The 23,682-nt window shown below is 60.6% G+C and carries 30 protein-coding genes; 11 read left to right on the top strand and 19 right to left on the bottom strand.

Features of this window, described 5'->3' with window-relative positions:
- Positions 1 to 25 precede the first annotated feature (25 nt).
- Positions 26 to 880, top strand: coding sequence for an RNA polymerase sigma factor RpoH (gene rpoH / locus ACA074_RS26310; RefSeq protein WP_007913617.1), 855 nt, complete (start codon positions 26 to 28; stop codon positions 878 to 880).
- Positions 881 to 1,033: 153 nt separating this feature from the next.
- Here the strand turns inward: rpoH and mtgA are convergent, their stop codons facing one another.
- A complete protein-coding gene (gene mtgA, locus ACA074_RS26305) occupies positions 1,034 to 1,756 on the bottom strand; it encodes a monofunctional biosynthetic peptidoglycan transglycosylase (RefSeq protein WP_187679043.1) in 723 nt (240 codons plus the stop codon).
- A gap of 74 nt (positions 1,757 to 1,830) precedes the next feature.
- On the opposite strand from mtgA, the gene ACA074_RS26300 reads away from it, so the two are divergent.
- The 4 genes from ACA074_RS26300 to trmB all read left to right on the top strand — a co-directional run bounded on the left by ACA074_RS26300 (position 1,831) and on the right by trmB (position 4,083).
- Positions 1,831 to 2,202, top strand: coding sequence for a DUF423 domain-containing protein (locus ACA074_RS26300; protein ID WP_497678048.1), 372 nt, complete (start codon positions 1,831 to 1,833; stop codon positions 2,200 to 2,202).
- A 90-nt stretch (positions 2,203 to 2,292) separates the two neighbouring features.
- On the top strand, positions 2,293 to 2,493 hold the full coding sequence (thiS, locus tag ACA074_RS26295; RefSeq protein ID WP_167394879.1) for a sulfur carrier protein ThiS: 201 nt from the start codon (positions 2,293 to 2,295) through the stop codon (positions 2,491 to 2,493).
- A gap of 60 nt (positions 2,494 to 2,553) precedes the next feature.
- Positions 2,554 to 3,348, top strand: coding sequence for a thiazole synthase (locus ACA074_RS26290; protein ID WP_042561554.1), 795 nt, complete (start codon positions 2,554 to 2,556; stop codon positions 3,346 to 3,348).
- 9 nt (positions 3,349 to 3,357) lie between these two features.
- Entirely contained in the window at positions 3,358 to 4,083 is a 726-nt protein-coding gene (gene trmB / locus ACA074_RS26285; protein WP_497678047.1) for a tRNA (guanosine(46)-N7)-methyltransferase TrmB, read from the top strand.
- A 117-nt stretch (positions 4,084 to 4,200) separates the two neighbouring features.
- Here trmB and ACA074_RS26280 read toward each other — a convergent pair whose 3' ends face one another.
- The 10 genes from ACA074_RS26280 to ACA074_RS26235 form a co-directional block, all read right to left on the bottom strand.
- Positions 4,201 to 4,524, bottom strand: a complete 324-nt coding sequence (locus ACA074_RS26280; RefSeq protein ID WP_008083808.1) for a DUF3392 domain-containing protein — start codon at positions 4,522 to 4,524, stop codon at positions 4,201 to 4,203.
- 35 nt (positions 4,525 to 4,559) lie between these two features.
- Positions 4,560 to 5,765 (bottom strand): radical SAM family heme chaperone HemW, encoded by a 1,206-nt coding sequence (gene hemW / locus ACA074_RS26275; protein WP_497678046.1) that lies wholly within the window; start codon positions 5,763 to 5,765, stop codon positions 4,560 to 4,562.
- Complete coding sequence (rdgB, locus tag ACA074_RS26270) at positions 5,762 to 6,358, bottom strand: RdgB/HAM1 family non-canonical purine NTP pyrophosphatase (protein ID WP_497678045.1); 597 nt, start codon at positions 6,356 to 6,358, stop codon at positions 5,762 to 5,764. The genes hemW and rdgB overlap by 4 nt, the downstream gene beginning before the upstream one ends.
- Positions 6,355 to 6,789, bottom strand: a complete 435-nt coding sequence (locus tag ACA074_RS26265; protein ID WP_497678044.1) for a DUF4426 domain-containing protein — start codon at positions 6,787 to 6,789, stop codon at positions 6,355 to 6,357. The genes rdgB and ACA074_RS26265 overlap by 4 nt, the downstream gene beginning before the upstream one ends.
- Before the next feature lie 26 nt (positions 6,790 to 6,815).
- Positions 6,816 to 7,436: a methionine biosynthesis protein MetW gene (gene metW / locus ACA074_RS26260; RefSeq protein ID WP_095186989.1), complete on the bottom strand. Its 621-nt coding sequence runs from the start codon at positions 7,434 to 7,436 to the stop codon at positions 6,816 to 6,818.
- 7 nt (positions 7,437 to 7,443) lie between these two features.
- Positions 7,444 to 8,583 carry a homoserine O-succinyltransferase MetX gene (gene metX, locus ACA074_RS26255; protein WP_187679037.1) on the bottom strand — a complete coding sequence of 380 codons (1,140 nt, stop codon included), beginning with the start codon at positions 8,581 to 8,583 and terminating at the stop codon, positions 7,444 to 7,446.
- A gap of 234 nt (positions 8,584 to 8,817) precedes the next feature.
- Positions 8,818 to 9,108: a DUF167 domain-containing protein gene (locus tag ACA074_RS26250; RefSeq protein ID WP_401269367.1), complete on the bottom strand. Its 291-nt coding sequence runs from the start codon at positions 9,106 to 9,108 to the stop codon at positions 8,818 to 8,820.
- Positions 9,105 to 9,695 carry a YggT family protein gene (locus ACA074_RS26245; RefSeq protein WP_187679035.1) on the bottom strand — a complete coding sequence of 197 codons (591 nt, stop codon included), beginning with the start codon at positions 9,693 to 9,695 and terminating at the stop codon, positions 9,105 to 9,107. The genes ACA074_RS26250 and ACA074_RS26245 overlap by 4 nt, the downstream gene beginning before the upstream one ends.
- Before the next feature lie 10 nt (positions 9,696 to 9,705).
- Positions 9,706 to 10,524 (bottom strand): pyrroline-5-carboxylate reductase, encoded by an 819-nt coding sequence (gene proC / locus ACA074_RS26240; protein ID WP_497678043.1) that lies wholly within the window; start codon positions 10,522 to 10,524, stop codon positions 9,706 to 9,708.
- Positions 10,525 to 10,546: 22 nt separating this feature from the next.
- Positions 10,547 to 11,233 (bottom strand): YggS family pyridoxal phosphate-dependent enzyme, encoded by a 687-nt coding sequence (locus tag ACA074_RS26235; protein ID WP_489879322.1) that lies wholly within the window; start codon positions 11,231 to 11,233, stop codon positions 10,547 to 10,549.
- A 56-nt stretch (positions 11,234 to 11,289) separates the two neighbouring features.
- Between ACA074_RS26235 and ACA074_RS26230 the strand changes: the two genes are divergently transcribed.
- Positions 11,290 to 12,324, top strand: a complete 1,035-nt coding sequence (locus ACA074_RS26230) for a type IV pilus twitching motility protein PilT (protein ID WP_187679032.1) — start codon at positions 11,290 to 11,292, stop codon at positions 12,322 to 12,324.
- Positions 12,325 to 12,371: 47 nt separating this feature from the next.
- On the opposite strand, the gene ACA074_RS26225 is transcribed toward ACA074_RS26230, so the two are convergent.
- Positions 12,372 to 12,995, bottom strand: coding sequence for a C40 family peptidase (locus tag ACA074_RS26225; RefSeq protein ID WP_187679031.1), 624 nt, complete (start codon positions 12,993 to 12,995; stop codon positions 12,372 to 12,374).
- 248 nt (positions 12,996 to 13,243) lie between these two features.
- Between ACA074_RS26225 and ACA074_RS26220 the strand changes: the two genes are divergently transcribed.
- Entirely contained in the window at positions 13,244 to 13,678 is a 435-nt protein-coding gene (locus ACA074_RS26220; protein WP_489879323.1) for an NINE protein, read from the top strand.
- Between the two features lie 93 nt (positions 13,679 to 13,771).
- Here ACA074_RS26220 and ACA074_RS26215 read toward each other — a convergent pair whose 3' ends face one another.
- The 7 genes from ACA074_RS26215 to gshB form a co-directional block, all read right to left on the bottom strand.
- Positions 13,772 to 15,043 carry a dihydroorotase gene (locus tag ACA074_RS26215; protein WP_497678042.1) on the bottom strand — a complete coding sequence of 424 codons (1,272 nt, stop codon included), beginning with the start codon at positions 15,041 to 15,043 and terminating at the stop codon, positions 13,772 to 13,774.
- On the bottom strand, positions 15,040 to 16,044 hold the full coding sequence (locus tag ACA074_RS26210) for an aspartate carbamoyltransferase catalytic subunit (RefSeq protein ID WP_007913665.1): 1,005 nt from the start codon (positions 16,042 to 16,044) through the stop codon (positions 15,040 to 15,042). Before ACA074_RS26210 ends, ACA074_RS26215 begins: the two co-directional genes overlap by 4 nt.
- Before the next feature lie 27 nt (positions 16,045 to 16,071).
- On the bottom strand, positions 16,072 to 16,578 hold the full coding sequence (pyrR, locus tag ACA074_RS26205; RefSeq protein WP_187679028.1) for a bifunctional pyr operon transcriptional regulator/uracil phosphoribosyltransferase PyrR: 507 nt from the start codon (positions 16,576 to 16,578) through the stop codon (positions 16,072 to 16,074).
- Positions 16,579 to 16,675: 97 nt separating this feature from the next.
- Entirely contained in the window at positions 16,676 to 17,113 is a 438-nt protein-coding gene (gene ruvX / locus ACA074_RS26200; RefSeq protein WP_008077844.1) for a Holliday junction resolvase RuvX, read from the bottom strand.
- Positions 17,113 to 17,685 carry a YqgE/AlgH family protein gene (locus ACA074_RS26195; RefSeq protein ID WP_100846946.1) on the bottom strand — a complete coding sequence of 191 codons (573 nt, stop codon included), beginning with the start codon at positions 17,683 to 17,685 and terminating at the stop codon, positions 17,113 to 17,115. Before ACA074_RS26195 ends, ruvX begins: the two co-directional genes overlap by 1 nt.
- A 135-nt stretch (positions 17,686 to 17,820) precedes the next feature.
- The gene (locus tag ACA074_RS26190; RefSeq protein ID WP_008077848.1) at positions 17,821 to 18,720 is read right to left on the bottom strand and encodes an energy transducer TonB; all 900 of its coding nucleotides are present in this window, start codon (positions 18,718 to 18,720) and stop codon (positions 17,821 to 17,823) included.
- Positions 18,721 to 18,827: 107 nt separating this feature from the next.
- Positions 18,828 to 19,799 (bottom strand): glutathione synthase, encoded by a 972-nt coding sequence (gene gshB, locus ACA074_RS26185; RefSeq protein ID WP_497678041.1) that lies wholly within the window; start codon positions 19,797 to 19,799, stop codon positions 18,828 to 18,830.
- 225 nt (positions 19,800 to 20,024) lie between these two features.
- On the opposite strand from gshB, the gene pilG reads away from it, so the two are divergent.
- The 4 genes from pilG to ACA074_RS26165 all read left to right on the top strand — a co-directional run bounded on the left by pilG (position 20,025) and on the right by ACA074_RS26165 (position 23,675).
- Positions 20,025 to 20,429, top strand: coding sequence for a twitching motility response regulator PilG (gene pilG / locus ACA074_RS26180; RefSeq protein WP_187679026.1), 405 nt, complete (start codon positions 20,025 to 20,027; stop codon positions 20,427 to 20,429).
- 60 nt (positions 20,430 to 20,489) lie between these two features.
- Positions 20,490 to 20,855 (top strand): twitching motility response regulator PilH, encoded by a 366-nt coding sequence (gene pilH, locus ACA074_RS26175; protein ID WP_027926574.1) that lies wholly within the window; start codon positions 20,490 to 20,492, stop codon positions 20,853 to 20,855.
- Between the two features lie 10 nt (positions 20,856 to 20,865).
- Positions 20,866 to 21,405, top strand: coding sequence for a chemotaxis protein CheW (locus ACA074_RS26170; RefSeq protein WP_497678040.1), 540 nt, complete (start codon positions 20,866 to 20,868; stop codon positions 21,403 to 21,405).
- A gap of 209 nt (positions 21,406 to 21,614) precedes the next feature.
- Positions 21,615 to 23,675 (top strand): methyl-accepting chemotaxis protein, encoded by a 2,061-nt coding sequence (locus ACA074_RS26165; protein ID WP_497678039.1) that lies wholly within the window; start codon positions 21,615 to 21,617, stop codon positions 23,673 to 23,675.
- The last annotated feature ends 7 nt before the right edge of the window (positions 23,676 to 23,682 follow it).

Here is a 23,682-nt window from a genome sequence, read left to right as displayed (position 1 = left end):
TTATGTAAGTCGGAGGTTTTTTCGTATGACCAATTCTTTGCAACCTGCGTACGCGTTGGTTCCAGGTGCGAACCTGGAAGCCTATGTGCACACCGTGAACAGCATTCCACTGCTGACGCCGGAGCAGGAGCGTGAACTGGCCGAGAGTCTCTACTATGAGCAGGATTTGGGGGCGGCTCGGCAGATGGTGCTCGCCCACCTGCGTTTTGTCGTACACATTGCCCGTAGCTATTCCGGCTACGGTCTGGCTCAGGCTGACCTGATCCAGGAAGGTAACGTCGGCCTGATGAAGGCTGTGAAGCGCTTCAACCCGGAAATGGGTGTGCGTCTGGTGTCGTTCGCCGTGCACTGGATCAAGGCGGAAATTCACGAGTTCATCCTGCGCAACTGGCGCATTGTGAAAGTCGCGACCACCAAGGCCCAGCGCAAGCTGTTCTTCAACCTGCGCAGCCAGAAGAAACGTCTGGCGTGGCTGAACAACGAGGAAGTCCACCGTGTGGCGGAAAGCCTCGGCGTCGAGCCGCGGGAAGTGCGCGAGATGGAAAGTCGCCTGACCGGCCACGACATGGCCTTCGACCCGGCCGCGGAAGCGGACGACGACAGCGCTTTCCAGTCGCCGGCCAACTATCTGGAAGACCACCGGTACGACCCGGCGCGTCAACTGGAAGATGCCGACTGGAGCGACAACTCCAACAGCAATCTGCACGAAGCGCTGGAAGTGCTGGACGAACGCAGCCGTGACATCCTTTACCAGCGTTGGCTGGCAGAAGAAAAAGCCACGCTGCACGACCTTGCGCAGAAGTACAACGTGTCGGCCGAGCGTATCCGTCAGCTCGAAAAGAGCGCGATGAACAAGCTCAAGTTGTCGATTGCCGCGTAACCGGCGCCTCGGCAAATAAAAACGCCCCGATCAGCAATGATCGGGGCGTTTTCGTTCAGCAGATCAAAAGATCGCAGCCTTCGGCAGCTTCTACAGGTGAAATGCAATCCTGTGTAGGAGCTGCCGAAGGCTGCGATCTTTTGCTTTATGGCACTACTGCGCCCAGGGCGCCCGGCGCGAATCATTGAGACCGAGCAGATAGCTCGTCCCGCCCAACTGACTCATCTGCTGGCGAATCCACCCGGCTCGGCGCGAAACATACGCTGTCGGATGGCTCGCACTCCAGACCCGTGGGTTCGGCAGGACAGCTGCCAAATAGCTTGCCTGCTGCCGGGACAGCGACTTGGCGCTTACGCCAAAGTGATGCCGGGCCGCCGCTTCAGCGCCAAATACCCCGTCATCCCACTCGACGCTGTTCAGATACACCTCAAGAATCCGCTGCTTGGGCCAGAACACCTCGATCAGCGCGGTAAACCAAGCTTCCAGACCTTTTCGCAGATAACTACGGCCGGCCCACAGAAACAGGTTCTTCGACACTTGCTGGCTCAACGTACTGGCGCCGCGAATCGAGCCTCCGAGTTCGTTATGGGCCAGCGCGGCCTGGATGGCGCTGAAATCAAAGCCCCAATGCTCGGGAAACTTCTGATCCTCGCCGGCCATGACCGCCACCTTAAGATCATCGGAGATCTCATCCCACGGTTTCCAGGTGCGTTGCAGGTCGATCGGCTCGCCGTCGACCCAGGATTCGACCTTGCGCTCGACCATCAGCGCCGTGCCGGGCGGCGGCACGAAACGAAACAACAGGACCAGCAATACGCTGCCGCCCGCGAACCAGAGCAGGGCCTTCGTGAGACGACGGAAAATTGAACGCAGCATAGAGATGGCTTGGCCGAACCCGTGGAGCGGGCCATTATACAGACCCTGCCGATCGAGTCTGACTGGAGTTCCACATGCTGCGTGGCTTTCTGATGCTGGCCGCTTTCTTTGGTTTTACCGGGGTTGCATTGGGTGCATTCGCCGCCCACGGCCTGAAAAACCGCCTGACGCCCGAGTATCTGGCGATTTTCCACACCGGCGTCACCTATCAACTGGTGCACACTTTGGCGCTGTTCGGCGTGGCGCTGCTGGCCACACAGATTCAGGGTCGGCTGTTGACCTGGGCTGGCGTTTCGTTCTCCATCGGCATTTTGTTGTTCTCCGGCAGTCTGTACCTACTGACCATCACCGGCATCAGCAAGCTTGGCATCATCACCCCGTTCGGCGGCCTGGCGTTTCTGATCGGCTGGCTGTGCCTGGGGCTGGCCGCCTGGCGGTTGAGCTGACCGGGTAGTCCATTTCACGATGAATGGCTTGGGTCGCCCCGTCTGATCGGGCTAGAATGCCAGCCCCTAAAAATGATGGCGGCCTTGCGCATGCGCATTCAGTTGAACGGCGAATCCCTTGAACTGCCCGACGGTGAAACCGTTGCGGCCCTGCTGACCCGTCTGGATCTGACCGGACGCCGGGTAGCAGTCGAACTCAATCTGGATATCGTCCCGCGCAGCCAGCATGCCGACACCACGCTCAACGACGGCGACAATGTCGAAGTGGTGCACGCCATCGGCGGCGGCTAGTCGTTCCGCCCGCAAGGGCACAGAATTCTGCAAGACCCTCACCCCTAAAGAGGATTCCCCATGAGCATCGTTCGTAGCGACAAGCCTTTTGTGCTGGCCGGTCGTACTTACCAGTCGCGTTTGCTGGTCGGTACCGGCAAGTACCGTGACATGGAAGAAACCCGCCAGGCGATCGAAGCCTCGGGTGCCGAAATCGTCACCTTCGCCGTGCGCCGCACCAACCTCGGCCAGATCGAAGGCGAGCCGAACCTGCTCGACGTGCTGTCGCCGGATCGCTACACCTTCCTGCCGAATACCGCTGGTTGCTACGACGCCATCGAAGCCGTGCGCACCTGCCGCCTGGCCCGCGAACTGCTCGACGGCCACAACCTGGTGAAGCTGGAAGTGCTGGCCGACCAGAAAACCCTGTTCCCCAACGTGATCGAAACCCTCAAGGCCGCCGAAACGCTGGTCAAGGAAGGTTTCGACGTGATGGTCTACACCAGCGATGACCCGATCATCGCCCGTCAACTCGCGGAAATCGGCTGCATCGCGGTGATGCCGCTGGCCGGTCTGATCGGTTCGGGTCTGGGGATCTGCAACCCGTACAACCTGCAGATCATCCTCGAAGAAGCCAAGATCCCGGTGTTGGTGGATGCCGGTGTCGGTACCGCTTCCGACGCTACCATTGCCATGGAGCTGGGCTGTGACGCGGTGCTGATGAATTCGGCCATCGCCCACGCCGGTCAACCGGTGATGATGGCCCAAGCCATGCAACACGCGATCGTCGCGGGCCGTCTGGCCTACCTCGCCGGCCGCATGCCGAAAAAACTCTATGCCAGCGCCTCTTCGCCGCTGGATGGTCTGATCAAGTAAGAGCCATTGATGACTGAATCGAACGACACGCCTATCCAGACGGAAGAGGGCGACGAGCGCCAACACCGCCGCATCAAGAGTTTCGTGATGCGCGCCGGGCGCATGACCGAAGGCCAGCAGAAAGGCCTGGATCAAGGCACGCCGCTGTTCGTGCTGCCATTGGCTGACGCGCCGGTGGATTACGATCAGGTGTTCGGCCGCTCGGCACCGCGCTCGCTGGAGATCGGTTTCGGCATGGGCCACTCGTTGCTGGAAATGGCTGCAGCGGCACCGGAGCAGGATTTCATCGGCGTTGAGGTTCACCGTCCGGGTGTCGGCGCGCTGCTCAATGGCGTGCTGACTCAGGGCCTGACCAACCTGCGCGTTTACGACTGCGACGCGATCGAAGTGCTCAACCGCTGCATCGCCGACAACAGCCTTGATCGCCTGATGCTGTTCTTCCCGGATCCGTGGCACAAGAGCCGTCACCACAAGCGTCGTATCGTTCAGGCGTCGTTCGCTGAACTGGTGCGCAGCAAGTTGAAGGTCGGCGGTATTCTGCACATGGCCACCGACTGGGAACCGTATGCCGAATACATGCTGGAAGTGATGAGCGTCGCCCCGGGCTACCGCAACCTCGCCGAAGACGGCAAGTGCGTGCCACGCCCGGCCGAACGCCCGATCACCAAGTTCGAACGCCGCGGCGAACGACTTGGCCACGGCGTATGGGACCTGAAGTTCGAAAAACTAGCGTAAAATCTGTGGGAGCGAGCTTGCTCGCGAAAGCGGTCTGACGGTCAACGATGATGTTGAATGTTTAGCCGCCTTCGCGAGCAAGCTCGCTCCCACAGTTGTTTCTGGTGTGCTGAAAGATCAGCGGCGGTCTGCGACTACGCCGATCAACACCAGCACCACCAACAGCACCGGTGCCAAGCTGTAATTGTTGAACTGGCTCAATCCCTTGATTACCCAAGGCGTGGCGTAGATCAGTGCTGCACCGCTGCCGATCAAGCACAGCAGGGCCATGAGCGGTACGCGCAGGGCGCCGGCGATGCTGCCCAAGCGTTGTTCGACCCAGCCTTTGAAGTCGGCGCCGAACAGCACCAGCAGGCAGCCGACCAGCGCCAATGCGATTTCCGAGAGGTTGCTGCGGCTCCAGCGGGAGACGGTAGCGAGCAGGTCGAGTATCAAATCCATGCGTTTTCCCTTGGGACAGAAGTTGAGGGTTGGGCTCAGTTCAGGAATTGTTGCAGCAAGTCGTTGAGGAACAGCTGTCCGCGCTCGGTGGCCGCCAGACGTGACGGTTCGACCTGCAACAGACCGCTTTGTTCTGCCGCTGCCCGGCCTTCGGCGAGGCTTTCCAGCGACAGGCCGGTGCGTTCCGGATACAGGCGCGATTCGACGCCTTCGGTCAGGCGCAAGGCGTTCATCAGGAACTCGAACGGCATCTCATCGTTGGCCAGGGCTTTCTCGCCGGCCTGGAAGCTTTTCGCCGGGTTGAGATAGTCCTTCGGCAGGCGCGTCTTCCAGGTACGCACGATGCGCCCGTCCGGATGGCTGAGTTTGCCGTGAGCGCCGGCACCGATGCCGATGAAGTCGCCGAAACTCCAATAATTGAGGTTATGCCGCGCCGGGCGACCGGGTTGGGCGTAAGCCGACACTTCGTATTGCGCGTAACCGTGCTCGGCCAGTAGCGCTTGCCCGGCCTCTTGAATGTCCCACAGCGTGTCGTCTTCCGGCAGCACCGGCGGCTGGTTCCAGAACACCGTGTTCGGCTCAAGCGTCAGCTGATACCAGGAAATGTGCGTCGGCTGTAGTTCGATGGCCTGGCGCAGATCGCTCAAGGCGTCGTCCAGCGACTGATCGGGCAAGCCGTGCATCAAGTCGAGGTTGAAGTTATCGAACCCGGCCTGCCGCGCCATGCCTGCCGCGCGTACTGCTTCGTCGCCGTTATGAATACGGCCGAGCGCCTTGAGCTTTTCCTGCTGGAAACTCTGGATACCGATCGACAGGCGATTGATCCCCAGCTTGCGGTACGCGACAAACTTCTCTTGTTCGAAGGTGCCGGGGTTGGCTTCCAGAGTGATCTCAATGTCTTTGGCAAACGGAATGCGGTGCTCGACGCCTTTCAGCAAACGCCCAAGGGCTTCGGCACTGAACAGGCTCGGTGTACCGCCACCGAAGAAAATCGAGCTGATTTCACGGCCATAAACCGCATGCAGGTCCTGATCGAGATCGGCCAGCAACGCGTCGACGTATTCCTGCTCCGGCAGCACCGGGCTGGCGGTGTGCGAGTTGAAATCGCAATACGGGCATTTGCGCACACACCAAGGGATGTGGATGTACAGCGCCAGGGGCGGCAGCGTTGGCAGTGGCGCCCGAGGCGAAGAAGCGGCGCCGCCGATGATCAGCGACGACGCAGAGGGGGTGTCGGTCATTTCAGGCCCAGACGCTGGCGCAGCAGATCCATTGCGCGGGCGCGGTGGCTGATCTGATTCTTGTCGGCCGGGCTCAGTTCAGCGCTGGATACATCGCGCTCCGGCACCCAGAACAGCGGGTCGTAACCAAAACCGTGTTCGCCGCTGGCGGCAGTCAGGATGCGTCCGTGCCACAGGCCTTCGAAGAGGATCGGCAACGGATCGTCGGCGTGACGCACCAGCGCCAGCACGCAGACGAACTGCGCGCCGCGTTCGGCTTCAGGCACGTCTTTGAGGGCGTCGAGCAGCTTGGCGTTGTTCGCCGCATCGCCCTTGCCGTCGGCATAACGCGCCGAATAGATGCCCGGTGCACCGCCGAGGAAATCCACTGCCAGACCGGAGTCGTCGGCCAGCGCCGGCAGCCCGGAAATACGTGCGGCGTTACGCGCCTTGAGGATCGCGTTCTCGACGAACGACAGACCGGTTTCCTCCGGCTCGACCTTGCTCCACTCGCCGATCGAGCGCAGTTGCACCGAGTCGCCGAGCATGGCCTGGAGTTCTTTGAGTTTGCCGGCGTTATGGCTGGCCAGTACGAGCTGCTTGAGATTCATCATTCGCCGGGGAAAAGTTCTTGGTTGAAGTTGATGGTGTCGATCTTGTCACCGGTCTGCACCTTGATTTCGAAGGTGCGGGTTTCCTGCTGAGGCACCGGGTATTGGGCGATGTAATAGATCGCACCCTGCTCGGTGACTTGCTTGAAGTTCAGCGGCACGCTCTGGCTGGTCAGGTCTTTGACCGTGCCGGTAACGTTGGCGATCAACGGTTTGCCGCCCTTGATCACCGAGACGTTGATCACGCCCTGATTCTTGCTGCGGATCAGCTCGGCAGCCTTGGCGATGTCCGGCGTCAGGAAGGTGGAGTTGAAGGTGTTGTAGTGCACGGTGACATCACCGAACACTTCCTTGCGCTCGCCCTTGATGGCATCGGCAGCCATGGCGCCGACGCTCAGGCAGGCAGTGATTAACAACAACGCTAAACGACCCATGATCATCCTCCTCGAAATGTCTTGGCTCAGACCGCGACCCGATGATCTGCAAGCACCGGGCTGCTGACGCGGTAGATACCAATTTCACCTAACAGATTAGGCCATAGCTTACTGGCCCACCCGTGGCGGTGCTGTTGATCCACGGCAAGCCGATCAATGACCTTCGCATCACGTTCGCGACAAAGTTCTTCAAAGTCTTCGAAGGTGCAGAAGTGGATGTTCGGCGTGTTGTACCAGGTGTACGGCAGAAACTCGGAGACCGGCATCCGCCCCTTGCTCGCCAGATACCAGCGGCAGCGCCAGTGACCGAAGTTGGGGAAGGTGATGATGCACTGACGGCCGACCCGCAGCATTTCGTCGAGGATCTTGTCCGGGTAATGCACGGCTTGCAGCGCCTGGGTCATCACCACGATGTCGAAACTGTTGCTGGCGAAGTTGCCCAGGCCTTTATCCAGATCCTGCTCGATGACGTTGACGCCTTTGGCCACGCATTGAGCGATGTTGTCGGCGTCGTTTTCCAGGCCATAACCGGTGACCTGCTTGTGGTCGCGCAGCCAGGTCAGCAGTTCGCCGTCACCGCAACCGAGGTCGAGGACGCGGCTGCCGGCGGGGATCCATTCCTGGATGATTTCCAGATCAGCTCTCATGGCTTTCTCACAACGAAATGCGGTTCATGTAATTGCCGAACGCCTGCAAATAGCGCGGGATCGGAATCAGGAAGGCGTCGTGGCCCTGCGGCGCGTCGATTTCCAGGTAGCTGACGTCTTTACGTGCTGCCATCAGCGCGTCCACCAGTTCGCGTGAACGAGCCGGGGAAAAACGCCAGTCGGTGGTGAACGACATCACGCAGAACTTGGCCGTGGCGTTCTCGAAGGTTTTCGCAAGGTTATCGTCGAAGTTCGCTGCCGGATCGAAGTAATCCAGCGCCTTGGTCATCAATAGATAGGTGTTGGCGTCGAAGCGTCCGGAGAACTCTTCGCCCTGGTAACGCAGGTAGCTTTCGACCTGGAACTCGACACTGTGGAAGTCGTAGTTGAGCTTTTCGCTCTTCAGGCCTCGGCCGAATTTCTCGCCCATGGAATCGTCGGACAGGTAGGTGATGTGCCCGACCATCCGCGCCAGCATCAGGCCGCGTTTGGGGATCACGCCCGCTTCCTGGAACGAACCGCCGTGGAATTCCGGGTCTGTAAGAATCGCCTGGCGCGCCACTTCGTTGAAGGCGATGTTCTGCGCCGACAACTTGGGGGCCGAGGCGATCGCCAGACAATGGCGCACGCGATCCGGGTAAGTGATGGTCCATTGCAGCGCCTGCATGCCGCCGAGGCTGCCGCCGATCACCGCTGCCCATTGGCCGATGCCGAGCAGGTCGGCCAGACGCGCCTGGCTGTGTACCCAGTCTTCCACGGTGAGTACCGGGAAGTCGGCACCGAACGGTTTGCCGGTCTCCGGGTTAATACTGCTCGGGCCGGTGGAACCGTTGCAGCCGCCCAGATTATTCAGGCTAACCACGAAGAATTTGCTGGTGTCGATCGGTTTGCCGGGGCCGATGCAGCTGTCCCACCAACCGGGCTTGCGGTCGTCGGGGCTGTGATAGCCAGCGGCGTGGTGATGGCCGGACAAGGCGTGGCAGATCAGCACGGCGTTGCTCGCCTGCGCGTTCAGCGTGCCGTAGGTTTCGTAGATCAGGTCATAAGCGGCCAGCGAACGGCCACAGGCCAGGGCCAGCGGTTCGCTGAAGTGCGCCGTTTGCGGCGTTACCAGACCAACAGAATCGGGGGGAAAGGCAGTTGGCATCGACCCTGCTCTCGTTGAAATGAGGCGTAAGTCTAAAGACCGGGGGGGTTAGCGGCAAGCAACGATCGGGCATGATCGTTCATTGAGCGAAGTCCCCTGTGGTGAGGGGATTTATCCCCGATGGGCTGCGTAGCAGCCCTGTAATCACTTGGCAGTGCCAAGTGATTGGGGTTGGCAACAACCAGGCGGCCGCTCCGCGACCCATCGGGGATAAATCCCCTCGCCACAGGGTGATCAGGAGCGCATCAGGTCAGGCAATTCCGGCAACTTCTTCGGCGAGCAAATCTTCACCCGCTTCTGCCGGTTCAACTCACCGCTGAGTAAGCTGACCTGGCTCTTGGATACCCCAAACGCCTTGGCCAGAAAGCCCATCAGATACGCATTGGCCTTGCCCTCGACCGGCGGCGCGGTCAGGCGGATCTTCAGCCGATCACCATGCAGCCCGGCGAAGTCATCGCTACGGGCCGCAGGTTGCAGGTGACATTCCAGAATCAGGTCGTCACCGTCCCAGCGAAACCAGCTCACATCAGCAGGCGCAGGATTTCCGGCATCATCGTCATCGCCGCGAGGTTGTTGATCACCAGCATGTCGATCAGCTTCAGCGCCAGGAACGCGAAGATCGGCGACAGGTCGAGCCCGCCGAGGCTCGGCAGGAACTTGCGGAACGGCGCCAGGGCCGGTTCGCAGATCTGGTTGACCAGCTCAGCGCCCGGGTTGTGGCTGCCCGGTGCGACCCACGACAGGATCACGCTGATGATCAGGGCGAAGAAGAATATCTTCAGGAACAGCGCGGTCACGCCGATCAGCGACCAGATAAACAGTTGCAGCGGGTTACCGGTGGTGCCGTAAGTCAGCAGCAGGGTCAGCGCCATCAACGCCAGTTGAACCAGAATTGCCAGTACCAGCGACGACATGTCGAGGCCAAACATACTCGGGATGATCCGGCGCAGTGGCTTGAGCAGCGGCTGAGTCGCTTTGACGATGAACTGGCAAAGCGGGTTGTAGAAATTCGCCCGTACCAGTTGCAGGACGAAGCGCAACAACACGATCAGCAGGTACAGACTGCCGAGGGTTTGCAGCACGTAAACCGCTGCGGTGTTCAATCCAATCATGTAAGGCTCCTTATTTGCCCAGTTGTTCGGCCATTTCGGCCGAGCGGTGCGCGGCGGCGCCGAGTGCTTTTTCCACCAGGGCTTCGAAACCACCGGCCTGGAACGATTTGATTGCAGCTTCAGTAGTGCCGGCCGGCGAGGTCACGCGGCGGCGCAGTTCGGCGGCATCGACGTCACTGGAAACCGCCATGTGCGCGGCGCCCAGAGCGGTTTGCAACGTCAGTTGTTCGGCAGTTTCTTTCGGCAGACCGAGTTTGACGCCAGCGGCGGTCATGGCTTCGATCAGCAGGAAGAAATACGCAGGGCCGGATCCGGACACGGCAGTCACCGCGTCCAGTTGCTGTTCTTCGTTCAGCCACAAAGCGATGCCGACGGCGGACAGTAGCTCTTCGGCTTGCTGGCGCTGTTGGGCGGTGACTTCGCTGGTGGCGTACAAGCCGCTGACGCCCTGACGCAGCAGCGCCGGGGTGTTGGGCATGCAACGCACGATCGGCTGCTCGCCCAGCCATGCGGTCATGCTGGCGCAAGTGATGCCGGCGGCAATCGAGACCACCAGTTGATTCGGTTTCAGGCTCGGGCGAATCGCTTCGCACACGGCTTTCATTGCCTGAGGTTTGACCGCCAGGACGACGACGTCGACGCCATCGATGGCCTGGGCGTTGTCGGCAAAGGTTTCGATGCCGTGTTCGGCGCTGACTTTGGCGCGGGTTTCTTCACCCGGGTCGCTGGCGCGGATGTGCGCGGCTTCCAGACCCTTGGCCCGCAGGCCGCCGATGAGGCTGGCGGCCATGTTGCCGGCACCGATAAAGGCAATACGTGTGTCGCTCATGTCAGTCCTTATCCAGAAATGTTCAAGATTGGGAATAGTCGCGGGCGCCGAAAAGGGCCGTACCGATACGAACCCAGGTGGCGCCCTGGGCAATGGCCGACTCGAGGTCGTGGCTCATGCCCATGGAAAGTGTGTCGAGCGGTAGATTCAGGCTGTCCTGCAAACGTTGCACTGCAGCAAAAGCGGCATCCTGTTCGGCGCGATCTTCGGTCGGCTCGGGGATCGCCATCAAACCGCGCAGTTTCAAGCGCGGCAGGGCGCTGATGGCGTTGGCCAGGGCCGGCAGGTCGTCCGGGGTGCAGCCGGACTTGCTGGCTTCACCGCTGACGTTGACCTGAATGCAGATGTTCAGTGGCGGCAGATCCGCCGGGCGCTGTTCGGACAGACGCTGGGCAATTTTCAGACGATCCACGGAATGCACCCACTCGAAATGCTCGGCGATGGCGCGAGTCTTGTTCGATTGAATGGGGCCGATGAAGTGCCAGATCAAGGGCAGGTCGGCCAGTTCGAGCTGTTTGCTCAAGGCTTCCTGCAGATAGTTCTCGCCAAAGTCGCGCAGGCCGGCGGCATACGCTTCACGCAGGGCTTCGGCGGGTTTGGTCTTGCTGACCGCGAGCAACTGCACGCTGTTTTCAGTGCGCCCGGCCGCTGCGGTGGCAGCCTGGATGCGCGAACTAACCAGTTGAATGTTGTCTGCTATCGTGGACATCAAGAGGCGCCAGCGGTCTGAAGGTTCGCGGCATTCTACTGGAATTGAGGAGCGCTATGGATATCACTGAACTACTGGCCTTCAGCGCCAAACAGGGAGCTTCCGACCTGCACCTGTCGGCCGGTCTGCCGCCGATGATCCGCGTCGATGGTGATGTGCGGCGGATCAATCTGCCGGCGCTGGATCACAAGCAAGTGCACGAATTGATCTACGACATCATGAACGACACCCAGCGCGTCGACTTCGAGAAACATCTGGAAACCGACTTTTCCTTCGAAGTCCCCGGTGTCGCGCGGTTCCGGGTCAACGCTTTCAATCAGAACCGTGGTGCCGGCGCGGTATTTCGCACCATCCCGTCGAAAGTGCTGAGCATGGAAGACCTCGCCATGGGTGATGTCTTCCGCAAGATCACCGACGCCCCGCGTGGACTGGTGCTGGTCACCGGGCCGACCGGTTCCGGCAAGTCGACCACGCTGGCGGCGATGATCGATTACCTCAACACCCATCGCCATCACCACATCCTCACCATCGAAGATCCGATCGAATTCGTTCACGAATCGCGTAAATGTCTGATCAATCAGCGCGAAGTCCACCGCGATACCCGCAGTTTCGCCACCGCTTTGCGTTCAGCGCTGCGGGAAGACCCGGATGTGATTCTGGTGGGCGAGATGCGCGATCTGGAAACCATTCGCCTCGCACTGACCGCCGCGGAGACCGGGCATCTGGTGTTCGGCACGCTGCACACCACTTCGGCAGCCAAGACCATCGACCGGGTTGTGGACGTATTCCCCGGTGACGAGAAGTCGATGGTGCGCTCGATGCTGTCGGAGTCGTTGCTGGCGGTGGTGTCGCAGACGCTGATCAAGAAGATCGGCGGCGGGCGCGTGGCAGCGCACGAGATCATGCTCGGCACGTCGGCGATCCGTAACCTGATCCGCGAGGACAAGGTGGCGCAGATGTATTCGTCTATTCAGACGGGTGGGTCGTTGGGGATGCAGACACTGGACATGTGCCTGAAGGATCTGGTGACCAAGGGCTTGATCAGCCGGGAGCATGCGCGGGAGAAGGCGCGTACGCCGGATAACTTCTGAGAGAGGCGTGATCGTTCCCACGCAGAGCGTGGGGACGATCCGCGGTGTTAGCGTTGAACTACACGCAGCTGCTTGCTGGCAGGTTCTTTCGGTAATACCCGCTTGGCAACCACGTAATGCTTTTGCCAATACGGCTTGTTCAGCGTATCGATGCTCACCGATTTGCCACGGCGCGGGGCGTGGATGAAGCGGTCGTTGCCCAGGTAGATGGCAACGTGGTTGACCTGACGGCTCTTGATGTTGAAGAAGATCAGGTCGCCCGGTTTCAGATCCTTGCGCTCGACTTTCTCGCCGTGGCCGCTGGCCATGGCGTTGGAGGTGCGTGGCAGGTCGAACGTGGCGTCGTTGAACGCGTATTTCACCAGACCGCTGCAGTCGAAGCCTTTACTTGGGCTACTGCCGCCCCAACGATAAGGAGTACCAAGGACGTTCACCGCGCGGCTAAGGACATTGCTGCTTTCCTTGCTCGCCATCGGTGGCACCAGCTTGCTGTTGCCCTTGCTGCTCAGCGTGGTGACTTTGCTTTGCTTGCTTTTGCTCGAAGGGGCAGAAGCATGGGATTTAGGGGTAAAGCCGTTAACGTTGGGAAGACGTTGCTCACGATTGGTGGCGTGGGCGGCCAGTGGCATTAATAGGCAAATAGTTAGCCATGTCTTGAAAAATGGTCGCATTAGGCGTGGCTCTTAAGTGGTAGCGCGCAACTTTATAACAGCTTTTTTGTCCCTTCCGAGTCCGTTGGTCGATTCAATCGGCAGGCAACGGAACCAAATAAGCGGCAAATTGACGCGATTGTCTGACAGAAGTCCGGTGCTATAAGGCTTTGACGGTTGCAACGGTAACATTTGCCATACGTCGGCTACCTGTAAAAAAGTCACAAAGAATTCAAGAATATTTATCTATCGAGTGAAACGAGGTCTTCATGAACAGCTATCAGCTACCCCGTGTGAAGGAAAAAGACACCCACAGCAAACTCATCGGTTACCTGCTGTGGATCTTCGGATTTACCGGCGCTCACCGCTTTTATTACGGCAAGCCAGTGACCGGAACGATCTGGTTCTTCACCTTCGGTTTGCTGGGCATTGGCTGGCTGATCGACTTGTTTCTGATCCCGGCGATGGATCGCGAGGCAGATTTGCGGTTTGCCGAGGGGCCGATCGAGTACAACGTAGCGTGGATTCTGCTGACGTTCCTTGGGGTGTTCGGTGTGCACCGGATGTATCAGGGGAAGTGGATCAGCGGGTTGATCTACCTGCTGACGGGCGGGTTGTTCTTTATTGGCGTGCTGTATGACTTCTGGACGCTGAATGACCAAGTGTCGGTGCGCAACATGCAGAATCGCGGCGCCTTTCAGTAAGTCTTCGCGAGCAAGCTCGCTCCCACAGGGGATTTGTGTCGTTCACAGATCCAATGTGGGAGCGAGCCTGCTCGCGAATGGGGCAACCCGGTATTAAGCCTGGTGGCTGATCCGCCCATCCACCAGGGTGTAACGAACCACACCCGGCAGACTGTGCCCAAGGAACGGGCAGTTCTCACCCTTCGACAACCAGCCTTCGCCAGCCACAGTCGACGCTTTCGGATCGAACAGCACGATATCCGCCGCACCCCCCACCGCCAGTTTGCCCGCCGGCAGGCGTAGCGCCTCGGCCGGGCCTGCACTCAGGCGCGCCAGCAGTGTCGGCAGATCGAGCAAGCCATCCTCAACCAGCGTCATCGCCAGCGGCAGCAGCAATTCAACGCTGCTGATGCCTGGCTCGGTCGCGCCGAACGGTGCCAGTTTGGCATCACGCTCGTGGGGTTGGTGATGGCTGGAAATCGCCGAGACCACACCGGACTTCACTGCTTCACGCAGGGCATCGCGATCCGCGCGGGTGCGCAGCGGCGGCTGGACGTGATAGAGGCTGCTGAAATCGATCAGCGCTTCGTCGGTCAGGATCAGTTGGTACAGCGCGACATCCGCCGTCACCTTCAGGCCACGGGCCTGCGCCTGAGCGATCAGGGCCACGCCGCGAGCGCTGGTCAACTGGCTGAAGTGCGCGCGCACGCCGGTTTGCTCCACCAGCAGCAGATCACGGGCCAGCGCCACGGTTTCAGCGGTTTCCGGAATGCCCGGCAGGCCGAGGAAACTGGCGACCGCGCCTTCATGGGCCAGGCCGCCTTCTGCGAGATCGTGATCCTGCGAGTTGAAGATCACCGTCAGGTCGAACGTCGCCGCGTAATCCAGCGCCCGGCACAGGGTGCGGGTGTTGCGGAAACTCTCCAGACCGTTGCCGAACGCCACACAACCGGCGTCGCGCAACGCAACCAGTTCTGCCAGTTGCTCACCGTCCAGACCTTTGCTCAGCGCGCCAATCGGGAACACCTTGGTGTTGCCGGCCTCGCGGGCGCGGTCGAGGATCAGTTCGGCCACGGCGGAGGTGTCGAGCACCGGTTTGGTTTTTGGTGGGCAGCACAGGCTGGTCACGCCGCCGGCCGCTGCCGCGCGGGTTTCGCTGGCGATCGAACCTTTGCGGCTATAGCCCGGCTCGCGCAGGGCGACGTTTAGATCGACCAGCCCCGGAGCGGCCACCAGACCTGTGGCGTCGATAGTTTCTACAGCGGTGAAACCGACCGGTGCCGCGCCGAGGGCGACGATCTTGCAGGCTTCAACGTGAATGTCGGTGATTTGATCCAGGCCGCTGCTTGGATCGATGACGCGGGCGCCGAGAATGCTGAGCTTCACTGGGCGTTCTCCTGCTCGAATTGGCGCTGGGCTGTTTGCCCGCTCATGGCCATGGACAACACAGCCATACGAATCGCGATGCCGTAAGTGACCTGATTGAGGATCACCGAGTGCGGGCCGTCGGCCACTGCCGACTCGATCTCCACGCCACGGTTGATCGGCCCCGGGTGCATGACGATGCAATCGGGCTTGGCCCCGGCCAGGCGCGCGGTGGTCAGGCCGAACAGGCGGTAGAACTCGCCTTCGCTTGGCAGCAGGCCGCCGGTCATGCGTTCACGCTGCAGGCGCAGCATGATCACCACGTCGACGTCTTTCAGGCCTTCGGTCATGTCGGTGTAAACCTTCACGCCGTATTGCTCGATGCCGATCGGCAGCAGGGTTTTCGGCGCGATCACGCGGATGTCCGGGCAGCCGAGGGTTTTCAGGGCAAGCATGTTCGAACGCGCGACCCGCGAGTGCAGGATGTCGCCGACGATGGCCACCGAGAGGTTTTCGAAACCGCCCTTGTGCCGACGGATTGTCAGCATGTCGAGCATGCCCTGCGTCGGGTGAGCGTGACGGCCGTCGCCGCCGTTGATGATCGCCACTTGTGGGCAGACATGCTCGGCGATGAAGTGCGCGGCGCCGGAATCCCCGTGACGCACGACGAACATGTCGGCGGCCATGGCTTCGAGGTTGCGCAGGGTGTCGAGCAGGGTTTCACCTTTACTCGCCGACGAGGTCGACACGTTCAGGGTGATCACGTCCGCCGACAGCCGCTGGGCCGCCAGTTCGAAGGTGGTGCGGGTGCGCGTGGAGTTTTCGAAGAACACGTTGCACACGGTCTTGCCGCGCAGCAACGGGACTTTTTTCACGGCCCGGGCACCGACTTCGAGGAACGAGTCGGCAGTGTCGAGGATTTCCGTCAGCAACTCGCGGCGCAGGCCGTCGAGCGAGAGGAAGTGGCGCAGCTGGCCCTGATCATTGAGCTGCAGCGGGCGCTTGGTATCTAGAGGCGTCATCGCGAGGGGGACTCTCAATAGGGCGGATTAAAGGGCAAAGTCTTGCAGTTCGAGCGTCAGCGGCTCGGGGCCGGACAGCTTCACGCGCTCGTGGGTGGCCAGCGACAGGGTCGCGCCCACCACGTTCGGGCGGATCGGTAGCTCGCCGGCGTCCAGGTCAAGCAGGCAGACCAGCGTCACGCTGGCCGGGCGGCCGTAGTCGAACAGTTCGTTCATGGCGGCGCGGATGGTGCGGCCGCTCATCAGTACGTCGTCGATCAGCACCAGATGCTGGCCTTCGATCTCGAAGGGCAGGGCGGACGGGCGCACTTGCGGGTGCAGGCCGTTCTGGCTGAAGTCGTCGCGGTAGAAGGAAACATCCAGCGTGCCCAGCGGCGCGTCGCTGCCCAATTCCTTGAGCAAGGCTTGCGCGACCCAGATGCCGCCAGTGCGGATGCCGATGTAACGCGGTTCGCTGATGTCGCGCTGTGCAAGGTGCGCCTTGAGGCGTGTCGCCATCTGGCTGATCAGATCGGCGGGATTGGGCAGGCTCATGGTTGCTCCTTCTTCGACCCGAGCCGCGTCCTGCCGGACGTGGCTGGGGGTTTAGCCAAAAGAAAAGCGCCGTAGCGCTTTTCAGAATTAAATGCAGTCAGGATTCAAACAGTGCGGTGTTTTCATCGAGCCAGCCCTGCAACAGCAGAGCGGCGGCGATGGCATCCACCGGGTTGTCGCGGTAACTGCCCTTCTGGCCGCCACGCACCAGGCGTTCGCCCTTGGCCTCGAAAGTGGTCAGGCGTTCGTCGTGGGTATAGAAGGGCACATTGAAGCGGCCGTTGAGGCGGCGGGCGAACTTCTCGGCGCGCAGACACATCTCGCTGGGCGTGCCGTCCATGTTCAGCGGCAGGCCAACGACGACGGCGTCGGGTTTCCATTCCTTTATAAGGGCTTCGACCTGATTCCAGTCGGGCACGCCGTTTTGTGCTTTCAAGGTGCACAGCTCGCGGGCCTGACCGGTGATCACCTGGCCGACGGCAACGCCGATCTGTTTGGTGCCGTAGTCAAAGCCGAGAATCAAGCGCAGGGCCATCAGGCGTGACCTGCCTGGCTGGTCAGCAGGTTGAGGTCGATCCCCAAGTGCCTGGCTGCCGCGTCCAGACGCAGTTCGCTGCTGGTGTTAAACAGAATGTCGGTGTCATACGGGCAGGTCAGCCAAGCGTTGTCGGCCATTTCGGCTTCCAGTTGCCCGGCTTCCCAACCGGCGTAACCGAGGGCGATCAGGCTTTTCGCCGGGCCCACGCCGTCAGCGATGGCGAACAGCACGTCCTGCGAAGTGGACAGTGCCAGGTCGCCGTCGAGCTGGGCGGTGGCCTGGAAGGTCTTGCCCGCCGGGTGCAGGACAAAACCGCGATCGGTTTGCACCGGGCCGCCAATGAAGATCGGTACATGCTGGCAGAGGCCCGGCGGATCGATGTCCGGTCGCAGTTGCTCGAGGATGTCAGCCAGATTCAACTCTTGCGGCCTGTTGACCACAATCCCCATGGCGCCATTGGCCGTGTGCTCGACGATGTAGGTCAAGGTGTGGGCAAAGTTCGGGTCGGCCATGTGCGGCATGGCGATCAGGAAGTGATGCTTGAGGTAGCTGGGGCTGACGTTTTTCATGTGCGCTAGTGTGGCGTTCAAGGGGCGAACTGACAAGCTGAAGCCGCCAAAAGATCGCAGCCTTCGGCAGCTCCTGCATGGGAATGCGGGGCAATTGTAGGAGCTGCCGAAGGCTGCGATCTTTTGATCTTTCTCTTAATTGCTGGAGAGCTTGTCGCCCCTTGCGAATTTCCAGGTGCGGATGATTTCCAGTCGGTCGATATCCGACAGATCACCGGTAAACGGTGCAAATGGTGCCGCCAGTCGGACAATGCGCTGTGCCGCCTGATCCAGCAGCGGCTGCCCCGACGATTCCAGCACCAGCACCTCATACAGCGAGCCGTCGCGGTTGATCGAGACCATCAGGCGCAAATTGCCATAGATCTGCTTGCGCCGTGCTTCTTCCGGATAATTCAGGTTGCCGATGCGCTCGACCTTCTTGCGCCAGTCGTCCTTATACCAAGCGCCTTTGTCACGCATGGTCGACGCCGCGCTCAAGCGGTGAATTCGCGGGCGCTTGGCGTACAGCTGTTGTTCCTTGGCCAGTTCCGCTTCGAGGCTGGCGATGTCGCTGGACAACTGCGAGCTGTCGAACTCCGGCGCGTCGACGGTCGGTTTGACCTCGGTCTTGGTTTCTTCTTTTTTGGTCGGGGCTTTTTTCGGCTTAGGCGCGACAGTCGTCACCGCAGCCTTGGGCGCGGCTTCCTGTACTTCAGGCTTGGCGGCGGGCGGGGGCGTGACCTTTTTGACCTGATTGTCTTGGAACGGCGCGACCTCGGTGGTCTTCGGAATCGCCTTCTTGTCCAGCGTGCCGCTGCCTTCCTGGTGTTCCTGCGCGAGGAAATCAGCCTTCTCGGGCTTCTTTTCGCTCTTGAAGGTGGCGAGGGTGATTTCCAGGGTTTTGCTGATCTGCTTGGGCTCGACCATGGTGAAGCCGACGCCCAGCAGCAGCGCCAAGTGAATCAGCGCTGCGAGAAACAGGGTAAATCCGAGGCGATCGGCCGGGCGCACGCCACGATGGGCGAGTTCTGCGGGCAGATCGGACGGGAGGGTCATGACAAGAAAACCAACATCGCGCTTTTCAGAGGCTGCGCATGATAACGCAATGTTGGTTTCACGCCTTGGGCTTCACGCTTCAAGCGACAGACTGCATGTGACACACATCAAACTTGCGGCTTTTTGCCGGCGGCTTGCAGCTTCTTGTCGATGGCATCCATCAGCATGCCGCCGATGTCGGTGCCGAAAGCGTTGTCGATTTCGCGGATGCAGGTCGGGCTGGTGACGTTGATTTCGGTGAGGCTTTCGCCGATCACGTCCAGACCGACGAACAGCAGGCCCTTCTCGCGCAACGTCGGGCCGACCTGAGCGGCAATCCAGCGATCCTTTTCAGTCAGCGGACGCGCTTCACCACGACCACCGGCCGCGAGGTTGCCACGGGTTTCGCCCTGGGCCGGAATCCGCGCCAGGCAGTAATCCACCGGCTCGCCGTCGATCATCAGGATGCGTTTGTCGCCGTCCTTGATCGCCGGCAGGTAGGCCTGGCCCATGATCTGCTGGCCGCCGAGGGCAGTCAGGGTTTCGAGAATCACCGACAGGTTCGGATCGCCGGCACGGTGACGGAAGATCGAGGTGCCGCCCATGCCGTCCAGCGGCTTGAGGATCACGTCGCCGTGCTTGGCAGCGAATTCGCGCAGGACATCGGCGCGGCGGCTGACGATGGTCGGTGGCGTGCACTGCGGGAACAGCGTGGCGAACAGCTTTTCATTGCAGTCGCGCAGGCTCTGCGGTTTGTTGACCACTAGCACGCCAGCGGTTTCTGCCTGCTCGAGCAGGTAGGTGGAGTAGACGAACTCCATGTCGAACGGCGGATCCTTGCGCATCAGGATCACGTCCAGATCGCTCAGCAGGTTGTCCTGCTCGGCGTCCAGTTCGAACCATTTTTCCGGATTGGCGAAGACTTGCAGCGGCTTCATCCGCGCCCGTGCCTGACCTTCGGCCTGATACAGGTCGCGCTGTTCCATATAGAACAGTTCCCAGCCGCGCTTCTGCGCAGCCAGCAGCATGGCCAGCGAGCTATCCTTTTTATAGGAAATGCTGGCGATAGGGTCCATGACAATCCCGACGCGAACGCTCATTGGGTTTTCCTCGAAAATTGGCTACCGGATCGGTATGAAAAAAGTGCCGCCAGAGTGGCGCCGGGCGGGTTTGCGGTCAAGGGAAAACCCGTCGATAGATTGCATCTGGAGACTGTGCTAAAAAGGCTGCCATGCAGTGCTGGCCCTTGAACATCAAGGGTTTCCAGCCATTACTCATCGCAAAACGGACAATTTGATTCGCAAAGGCGACGGTAGAGCCCCCTTATGGAACAGCAGTCCAGCGCCTTGAAGGTCATGGTGATCGACGACTCGAAAACGATTCGCCGCACCGCTGAAACCTTGTTGAAAAATGTGGGGTGCGAAGTCATCACGGCGATCGACGGTTTCGACGCATTGGCGAAGATCGCCGACAACCATCCCGGCATCATCTTTGTCGACATCATGATGCCGCGTCTGGATGGTTATCAGACCTGCGCTTTAATCAAGAACAACAGCGCGTTCAAGGCCACGCCGGTGATCATGCTGTCGTCCCGTGACGGGCTGTTCGACAAGGCCAAGGGGCGGATTGTCGGTTCCGATCAATTTTTGACCAAGCCTTTCAGCAAGGAAGAACTGCTCAGCGCGATCCAGGCCCATGTTCCGGGCTTTGCCGCCGCTTTGCCGCAGTAAGACACGTACAGTGACGCTCGGCCAGCGGGCCGGATGTCGACAAGAAAAATGGGGAAAACCATGGCACGTATCCTGATCGTCGATGATTCGCCGACTGAAATGTACAAACTGACCGGCATGCTGGAAAAGCATGGCCATGAAGTGCTCAAAGCCGAAAATGGCGCCGACGGCGTTGCCCTGGCCCGTCAGGAAAAACCCGACGCGGTGCTGATGGACATTGTCATGCCCGGCCTCAACGGCTTTCAGGCGACCCGTCAGTTGACCAAGGACCCGGACACCGGGCATATCCCGGTGATCATCATCACCACCAAGGATCAGGAAACCGACAAGGTCTGGGGCACCCGCCAAGGCGCCAAGGACTACCTGACCAAACCGGTCGATGAAGAGACTCTGATCAAGACCCTGAACAACGTGCTGGCCGGTTGATCGCGCGGCCATGAGCGAATCGCTGACCGCGTTCGAACTGCTCTGGCAGATTGACCAGCGCTGCCGCTTGCTCGCGGCCGACCTGCCATCGCAACCGGCGCGTCGGGATCGCTGGAGCGGTATCGGTTTTCGCCTCGGCGAACACTGGTATGTCGCGCCGATGGGCGAAGTCAGCGAAGTGCTGCACGAGCCGCGCTGCACTCAGTTGCCTGGGGTCAAACCTTGGGTCAAAGGGGTGGCTAACCTGCGTGGGCGGTTGCTGCCGATCATGGACCTGTGCGGTTTCTTCGGGCATGAGCTTTCACCGCTTCGTAAGCAGCGGCGGGTATTGGTGGTGGAGCATGGCGACGTGTTTGCCGGGCTGATGGTCGATGAGGTCTTCGGCCTGCAGCATTTCGAGCAAGACAGCTTTGAACCGCTGTCGATCAGCAAGCGCCAGGGCTCCAAGGCCGAGTTCGTCAAAGGGTACTTCCGGCGTGAGCAGAACTGGCGGGTGTTCAGCCTGTTTGCGCTGGCCAAATCCCCGGTGTTCATGAGCGTCGCAATTTAGTCGAAACACCACCCAAACCTGTGGGAGCGGGATTTGTGGTGAGGGGATTTATCCCCGATGGGTCGCGCAGCGGCCCCAAAACCTGAATTGAATCTGGGACATCGCGGGTGCAGGTTTTGGGTCGGCTTCGCCAACCATCGGGGATAAATCCCCTCGCCACAGAGCTCGTTCCCACAGTGGGCCGTTGCAGGTTTCATAGGCGAGGACCGATGACAAAAGCAAAAACAGGCAAGCCGGCGGAAGGATCGCGCAGTCGCTCGCAGATCATCGTGCTGTTCATCGCACTGATCGTGTTCATCATGCTGCTGTTTGCCAACTTCGCTTACCTCAACACCCAGGCGAACTACGACAAGCAGTACATCGGTCACGCCGGTGAGCTGCGCGTGCTGTCGCAACGCATTGCCAAGAACGCCACTGAAGCCGCCGCCGGCAAGGCTGCCGCGTTCAAGTTGCTCAGCGATGCGCGCAACGATTTCGCCCGGCGCTGGAGTTACCTGAAGAAGGGCGACCCGGCCACCGGCCTGCCCCCGGCGCCGTCGACCGTGCGCCCGGAAATGCGCGCCGTGCAGCTCGACTGGGAACGCCTGCTGAAAAACACCGACGCCATTCTCTCCAGCGAACAGACCGTGCTGTCGCTGCATCAGGTCGCCGCGACCCTGGCCGAAACCGTGCCGCAGTTGCAGATCGAATACGAAAAAGTCGTCGAGATCCTGCTCCAGCGCGGTGCTCCGGCGGCACAAGTGGCGATGGCCCAGCGCCAATCGTTGCTGGCCGAACGCATTCTCGGTGCGGTGAACACCGTGCTGGCCGGCGATGAAAACTCGCAGCAGGCTGCCGATGCGTTTGGCCGCGATGCCACTCGCTTCGGCCAAGTCCTCAACGGCATGCTTCAGGGCAACCCGGCGCTGAAGATCAGTCAGGTCGAAGACCGTGATGCCCGCGCGCGCCTGAGTGAGATTTCCGAGCTGTTCCAGTTCGTTTCCGGCTCTGTCGATGAAATCCTCGAAACCTCGCCGGAGCTGTTCAAGGTTCGCGAGTCGGCCAGCAACATCTTCAACCTCTCGCAAACCCTGCTCGACGAAGCCTCGCACCTGGCTAACCGTTTCGAAAACCTCGCGGGTGGGCGCAACACCGACACCATCGGTGGCTACGTGCTCGGCTTGCTGGCGCTTGCGTCGATCATCCTGATCGGTCTGGTCATGGTCCGCGAAACCAATCGCCAGTTGCGCGAGACCGCCGAGAAGAACGAACGCAATCAGAACGCGATCATGCGTCTGCTCGATGAAATCGAGGATCTGGCCGACGGCGACCTCACCGTGACCGCCTCGGTGACTGAAGACTTCACTGGCACCATCGCCGACTCGATCAACTATTCCGTCGATCAATTGCGCGATCTGGTGGCGACCATCAACCTCACCGCCGGCCAGGTCGCGGCGGCCGTGCAGGAAACCCAGGCCACCGCCATGCACCTGGCCCAGGCCTCGGAGCATCAGGCCCAGCAGATTTCCGAAGCCTCGACCGCGATCAACGATATGGCCCAGTCCATCGATCAGGTCTCGGCCAACGCCGCCGAGTCTTCGGCGGTAGCGGAGCGTTCCGTGGAAATCGCCAACAAAGGCAACGAGGTGGTGCACAACACCATCCACGGCATGGACAACATTCGCGAACAGATTCAGGACACCGCCAAACGCATCAAGCGTCTTGGCGAGTCGTCGCAGGAAATCGGCGATATCGTCAGCCTGATCGACGACATTGCCGACCAGACCAACATCCTCGCCCTCAACGCCGCGATTCAGGCGTCGATGGCCGGCGATGCCGGGCGTGGTTTTGCCGTGGTCGCCGACGAAGTACAACGGCTGGCCGAGCGCTCGTCCGCCGCCACTCGGCAGATCGAAACGCTGGTGCGGGCGATCCAGACCGACACCAACGAAGCGGTCATCTCCATGGAACAGACCACCACTGAAGTGGTGCGCGGCGCGCGGCTGGCGCAGGATGCCGGGGTGGCTCTGGAAGAAATCGAAGGCGTGTCGAAGACCCTTGCGGCGCTGATTCAGAGCATCTCCAACGCGGCGCAGCAGCAGACGACGTCGGCCGGGCAGATCTCGCTGACGATGAACGTGATCCAGCAGATCACCACGCAAACGTCGTCGGGCTCCACAGCCACCGCCGAGAGCATCGGCAACCTGACGAAAATGGCCAGTCAGTTGCGTCGTTCGGTGTCAGGTTTCACCTTGCCGGCGGCATCCGCGTCGGCGACGGATAAAGTGTGATTGGAGC

The organism is Pseudomonas sp. LBUM1655, assembly GCF_059716085.1.
This window is presented reverse-complemented; position numbering and strand designations above follow the sequence as displayed.

Excerpts from the sequence above, each read along its gene's own strand:
- metW (WP_095186989.1), bottom strand. The coding sequence starts at position 7,436 with ATGAGAGCTGATCTGGAAATCATCCAGGAATGGATCCCCGCCGGCAGC.
- ACA074_RS26170 (WP_497678040.1), top strand. The coding sequence starts at position 20,866 with ATGAGCGAATCGCTGACCGCGTTCGAACTGCTCTGGCAGATTGACCAG.
- ACA074_RS26195 (WP_100846946.1), bottom strand. The coding sequence starts at position 17,685 with ATGAAAAACGTCAGCCCCAGCTACCTCAAGCATCACTTCCTGATCGCC.
- ACA074_RS26290 (WP_042561554.1), top strand. The coding sequence starts at position 2,554 with ATGAGCATCGTTCGTAGCGACAAGCCTTTTGTGCTGGCCGGTCGTACT.
- hemW (WP_497678046.1), bottom strand. The coding sequence starts at position 5,765 with ATGACCGACACCCCCTCTGCGTCGTCGCTGATCATCGGCGGCGCCGCT.
- ACA074_RS26225 (WP_187679031.1), bottom strand. The coding sequence starts at position 12,995 with ATGCGACCATTTTTCAAGACATGGCTAACTATTTGCCTATTAATGCCA.
- trmB (WP_497678047.1), top strand. The coding sequence starts at position 3,358 with ATGACTGAATCGAACGACACGCCTATCCAGACGGAAGAGGGCGACGAG.
- ACA074_RS26300 (WP_497678048.1), top strand. The coding sequence starts at position 1,831 with ATGCTGCGTGGCTTTCTGATGCTGGCCGCTTTCTTTGGTTTTACCGGG.
- ACA074_RS26230 (WP_187679032.1), top strand. The coding sequence starts at position 11,290 with ATGGATATCACTGAACTACTGGCCTTCAGCGCCAAACAGGGAGCTTCC.
- thiS (WP_167394879.1), top strand. The coding sequence starts at position 2,293 with ATGCGCATTCAGTTGAACGGCGAATCCCTTGAACTGCCCGACGGTGAA.
- ACA074_RS26220 (WP_489879323.1), top strand. The coding sequence starts at position 13,244 with ATGAACAGCTATCAGCTACCCCGTGTGAAGGAAAAAGACACCCACAGC.
- ACA074_RS26265 (WP_497678044.1), bottom strand. The coding sequence starts at position 6,789 with ATGGGTCGTTTAGCGTTGTTGTTAATCACTGCCTGCCTGAGCGTCGGC.
- rdgB (WP_497678045.1), bottom strand. The coding sequence starts at position 6,358 with ATGATGAATCTCAAGCAGCTCGTACTGGCCAGCCATAACGCCGGCAAA.
- ACA074_RS26210 (WP_007913665.1), bottom strand. The coding sequence starts at position 16,044 with ATGACGCCTCTAGATACCAAGCGCCCGCTGCAGCTCAATGATCAGGGC.
- ACA074_RS26190 (WP_008077848.1), bottom strand. The coding sequence starts at position 18,720 with ATGACCCTCCCGTCCGATCTGCCCGCAGAACTCGCCCATCGTGGCGTG.
- ACA074_RS26245 (WP_187679035.1), bottom strand. The coding sequence starts at position 9,695 with ATGATTGGATTGAACACCGCAGCGGTTTACGTGCTGCAAACCCTCGGC.
- ACA074_RS26165 (WP_497678039.1), top strand. The coding sequence starts at position 21,615 with ATGACAAAAGCAAAAACAGGCAAGCCGGCGGAAGGATCGCGCAGTCGC.
- pilG (WP_187679026.1), top strand. The coding sequence starts at position 20,025 with ATGGAACAGCAGTCCAGCGCCTTGAAGGTCATGGTGATCGACGACTCG.
- mtgA (WP_187679043.1), bottom strand. The coding sequence starts at position 1,756 with ATGCTGCGTTCAATTTTCCGTCGTCTCACGAAGGCCCTGCTCTGGTTC.
- ruvX (WP_008077844.1), bottom strand. The coding sequence starts at position 17,113 with ATGGCCCTGCGCTTGATTCTCGGCTTTGACTACGGCACCAAACAGATC.
- pilH (WP_027926574.1), top strand. The coding sequence starts at position 20,490 with ATGGCACGTATCCTGATCGTCGATGATTCGCCGACTGAAATGTACAAA.
- gshB (WP_497678041.1), bottom strand. The coding sequence starts at position 19,799 with ATGAGCGTTCGCGTCGGGATTGTCATGGACCCTATCGCCAGCATTTCC.
- metX (WP_187679037.1), bottom strand. The coding sequence starts at position 8,583 with ATGCCAACTGCCTTTCCCCCCGATTCTGTTGGTCTGGTAACGCCGCAA.
- proC (WP_497678043.1), bottom strand. The coding sequence starts at position 10,524 with ATGAGCGACACACGTATTGCCTTTATCGGTGCCGGCAACATGGCCGCC.
- pyrR (WP_187679028.1), bottom strand. The coding sequence starts at position 16,578 with ATGAGCCTGCCCAATCCCGCCGATCTGATCAGCCAGATGGCGACACGC.
- rpoH (WP_007913617.1), top strand. The coding sequence starts at position 26 with ATGACCAATTCTTTGCAACCTGCGTACGCGTTGGTTCCAGGTGCGAAC.
- ACA074_RS26235 (WP_489879322.1), bottom strand. The coding sequence starts at position 11,233 with ATGTCCACGATAGCAGACAACATTCAACTGGTTAGTTCGCGCATCCAG.
- ACA074_RS26280 (WP_008083808.1), bottom strand. The coding sequence starts at position 4,524 with ATGGATTTGATACTCGACCTGCTCGCTACCGTCTCCCGCTGGAGCCGC.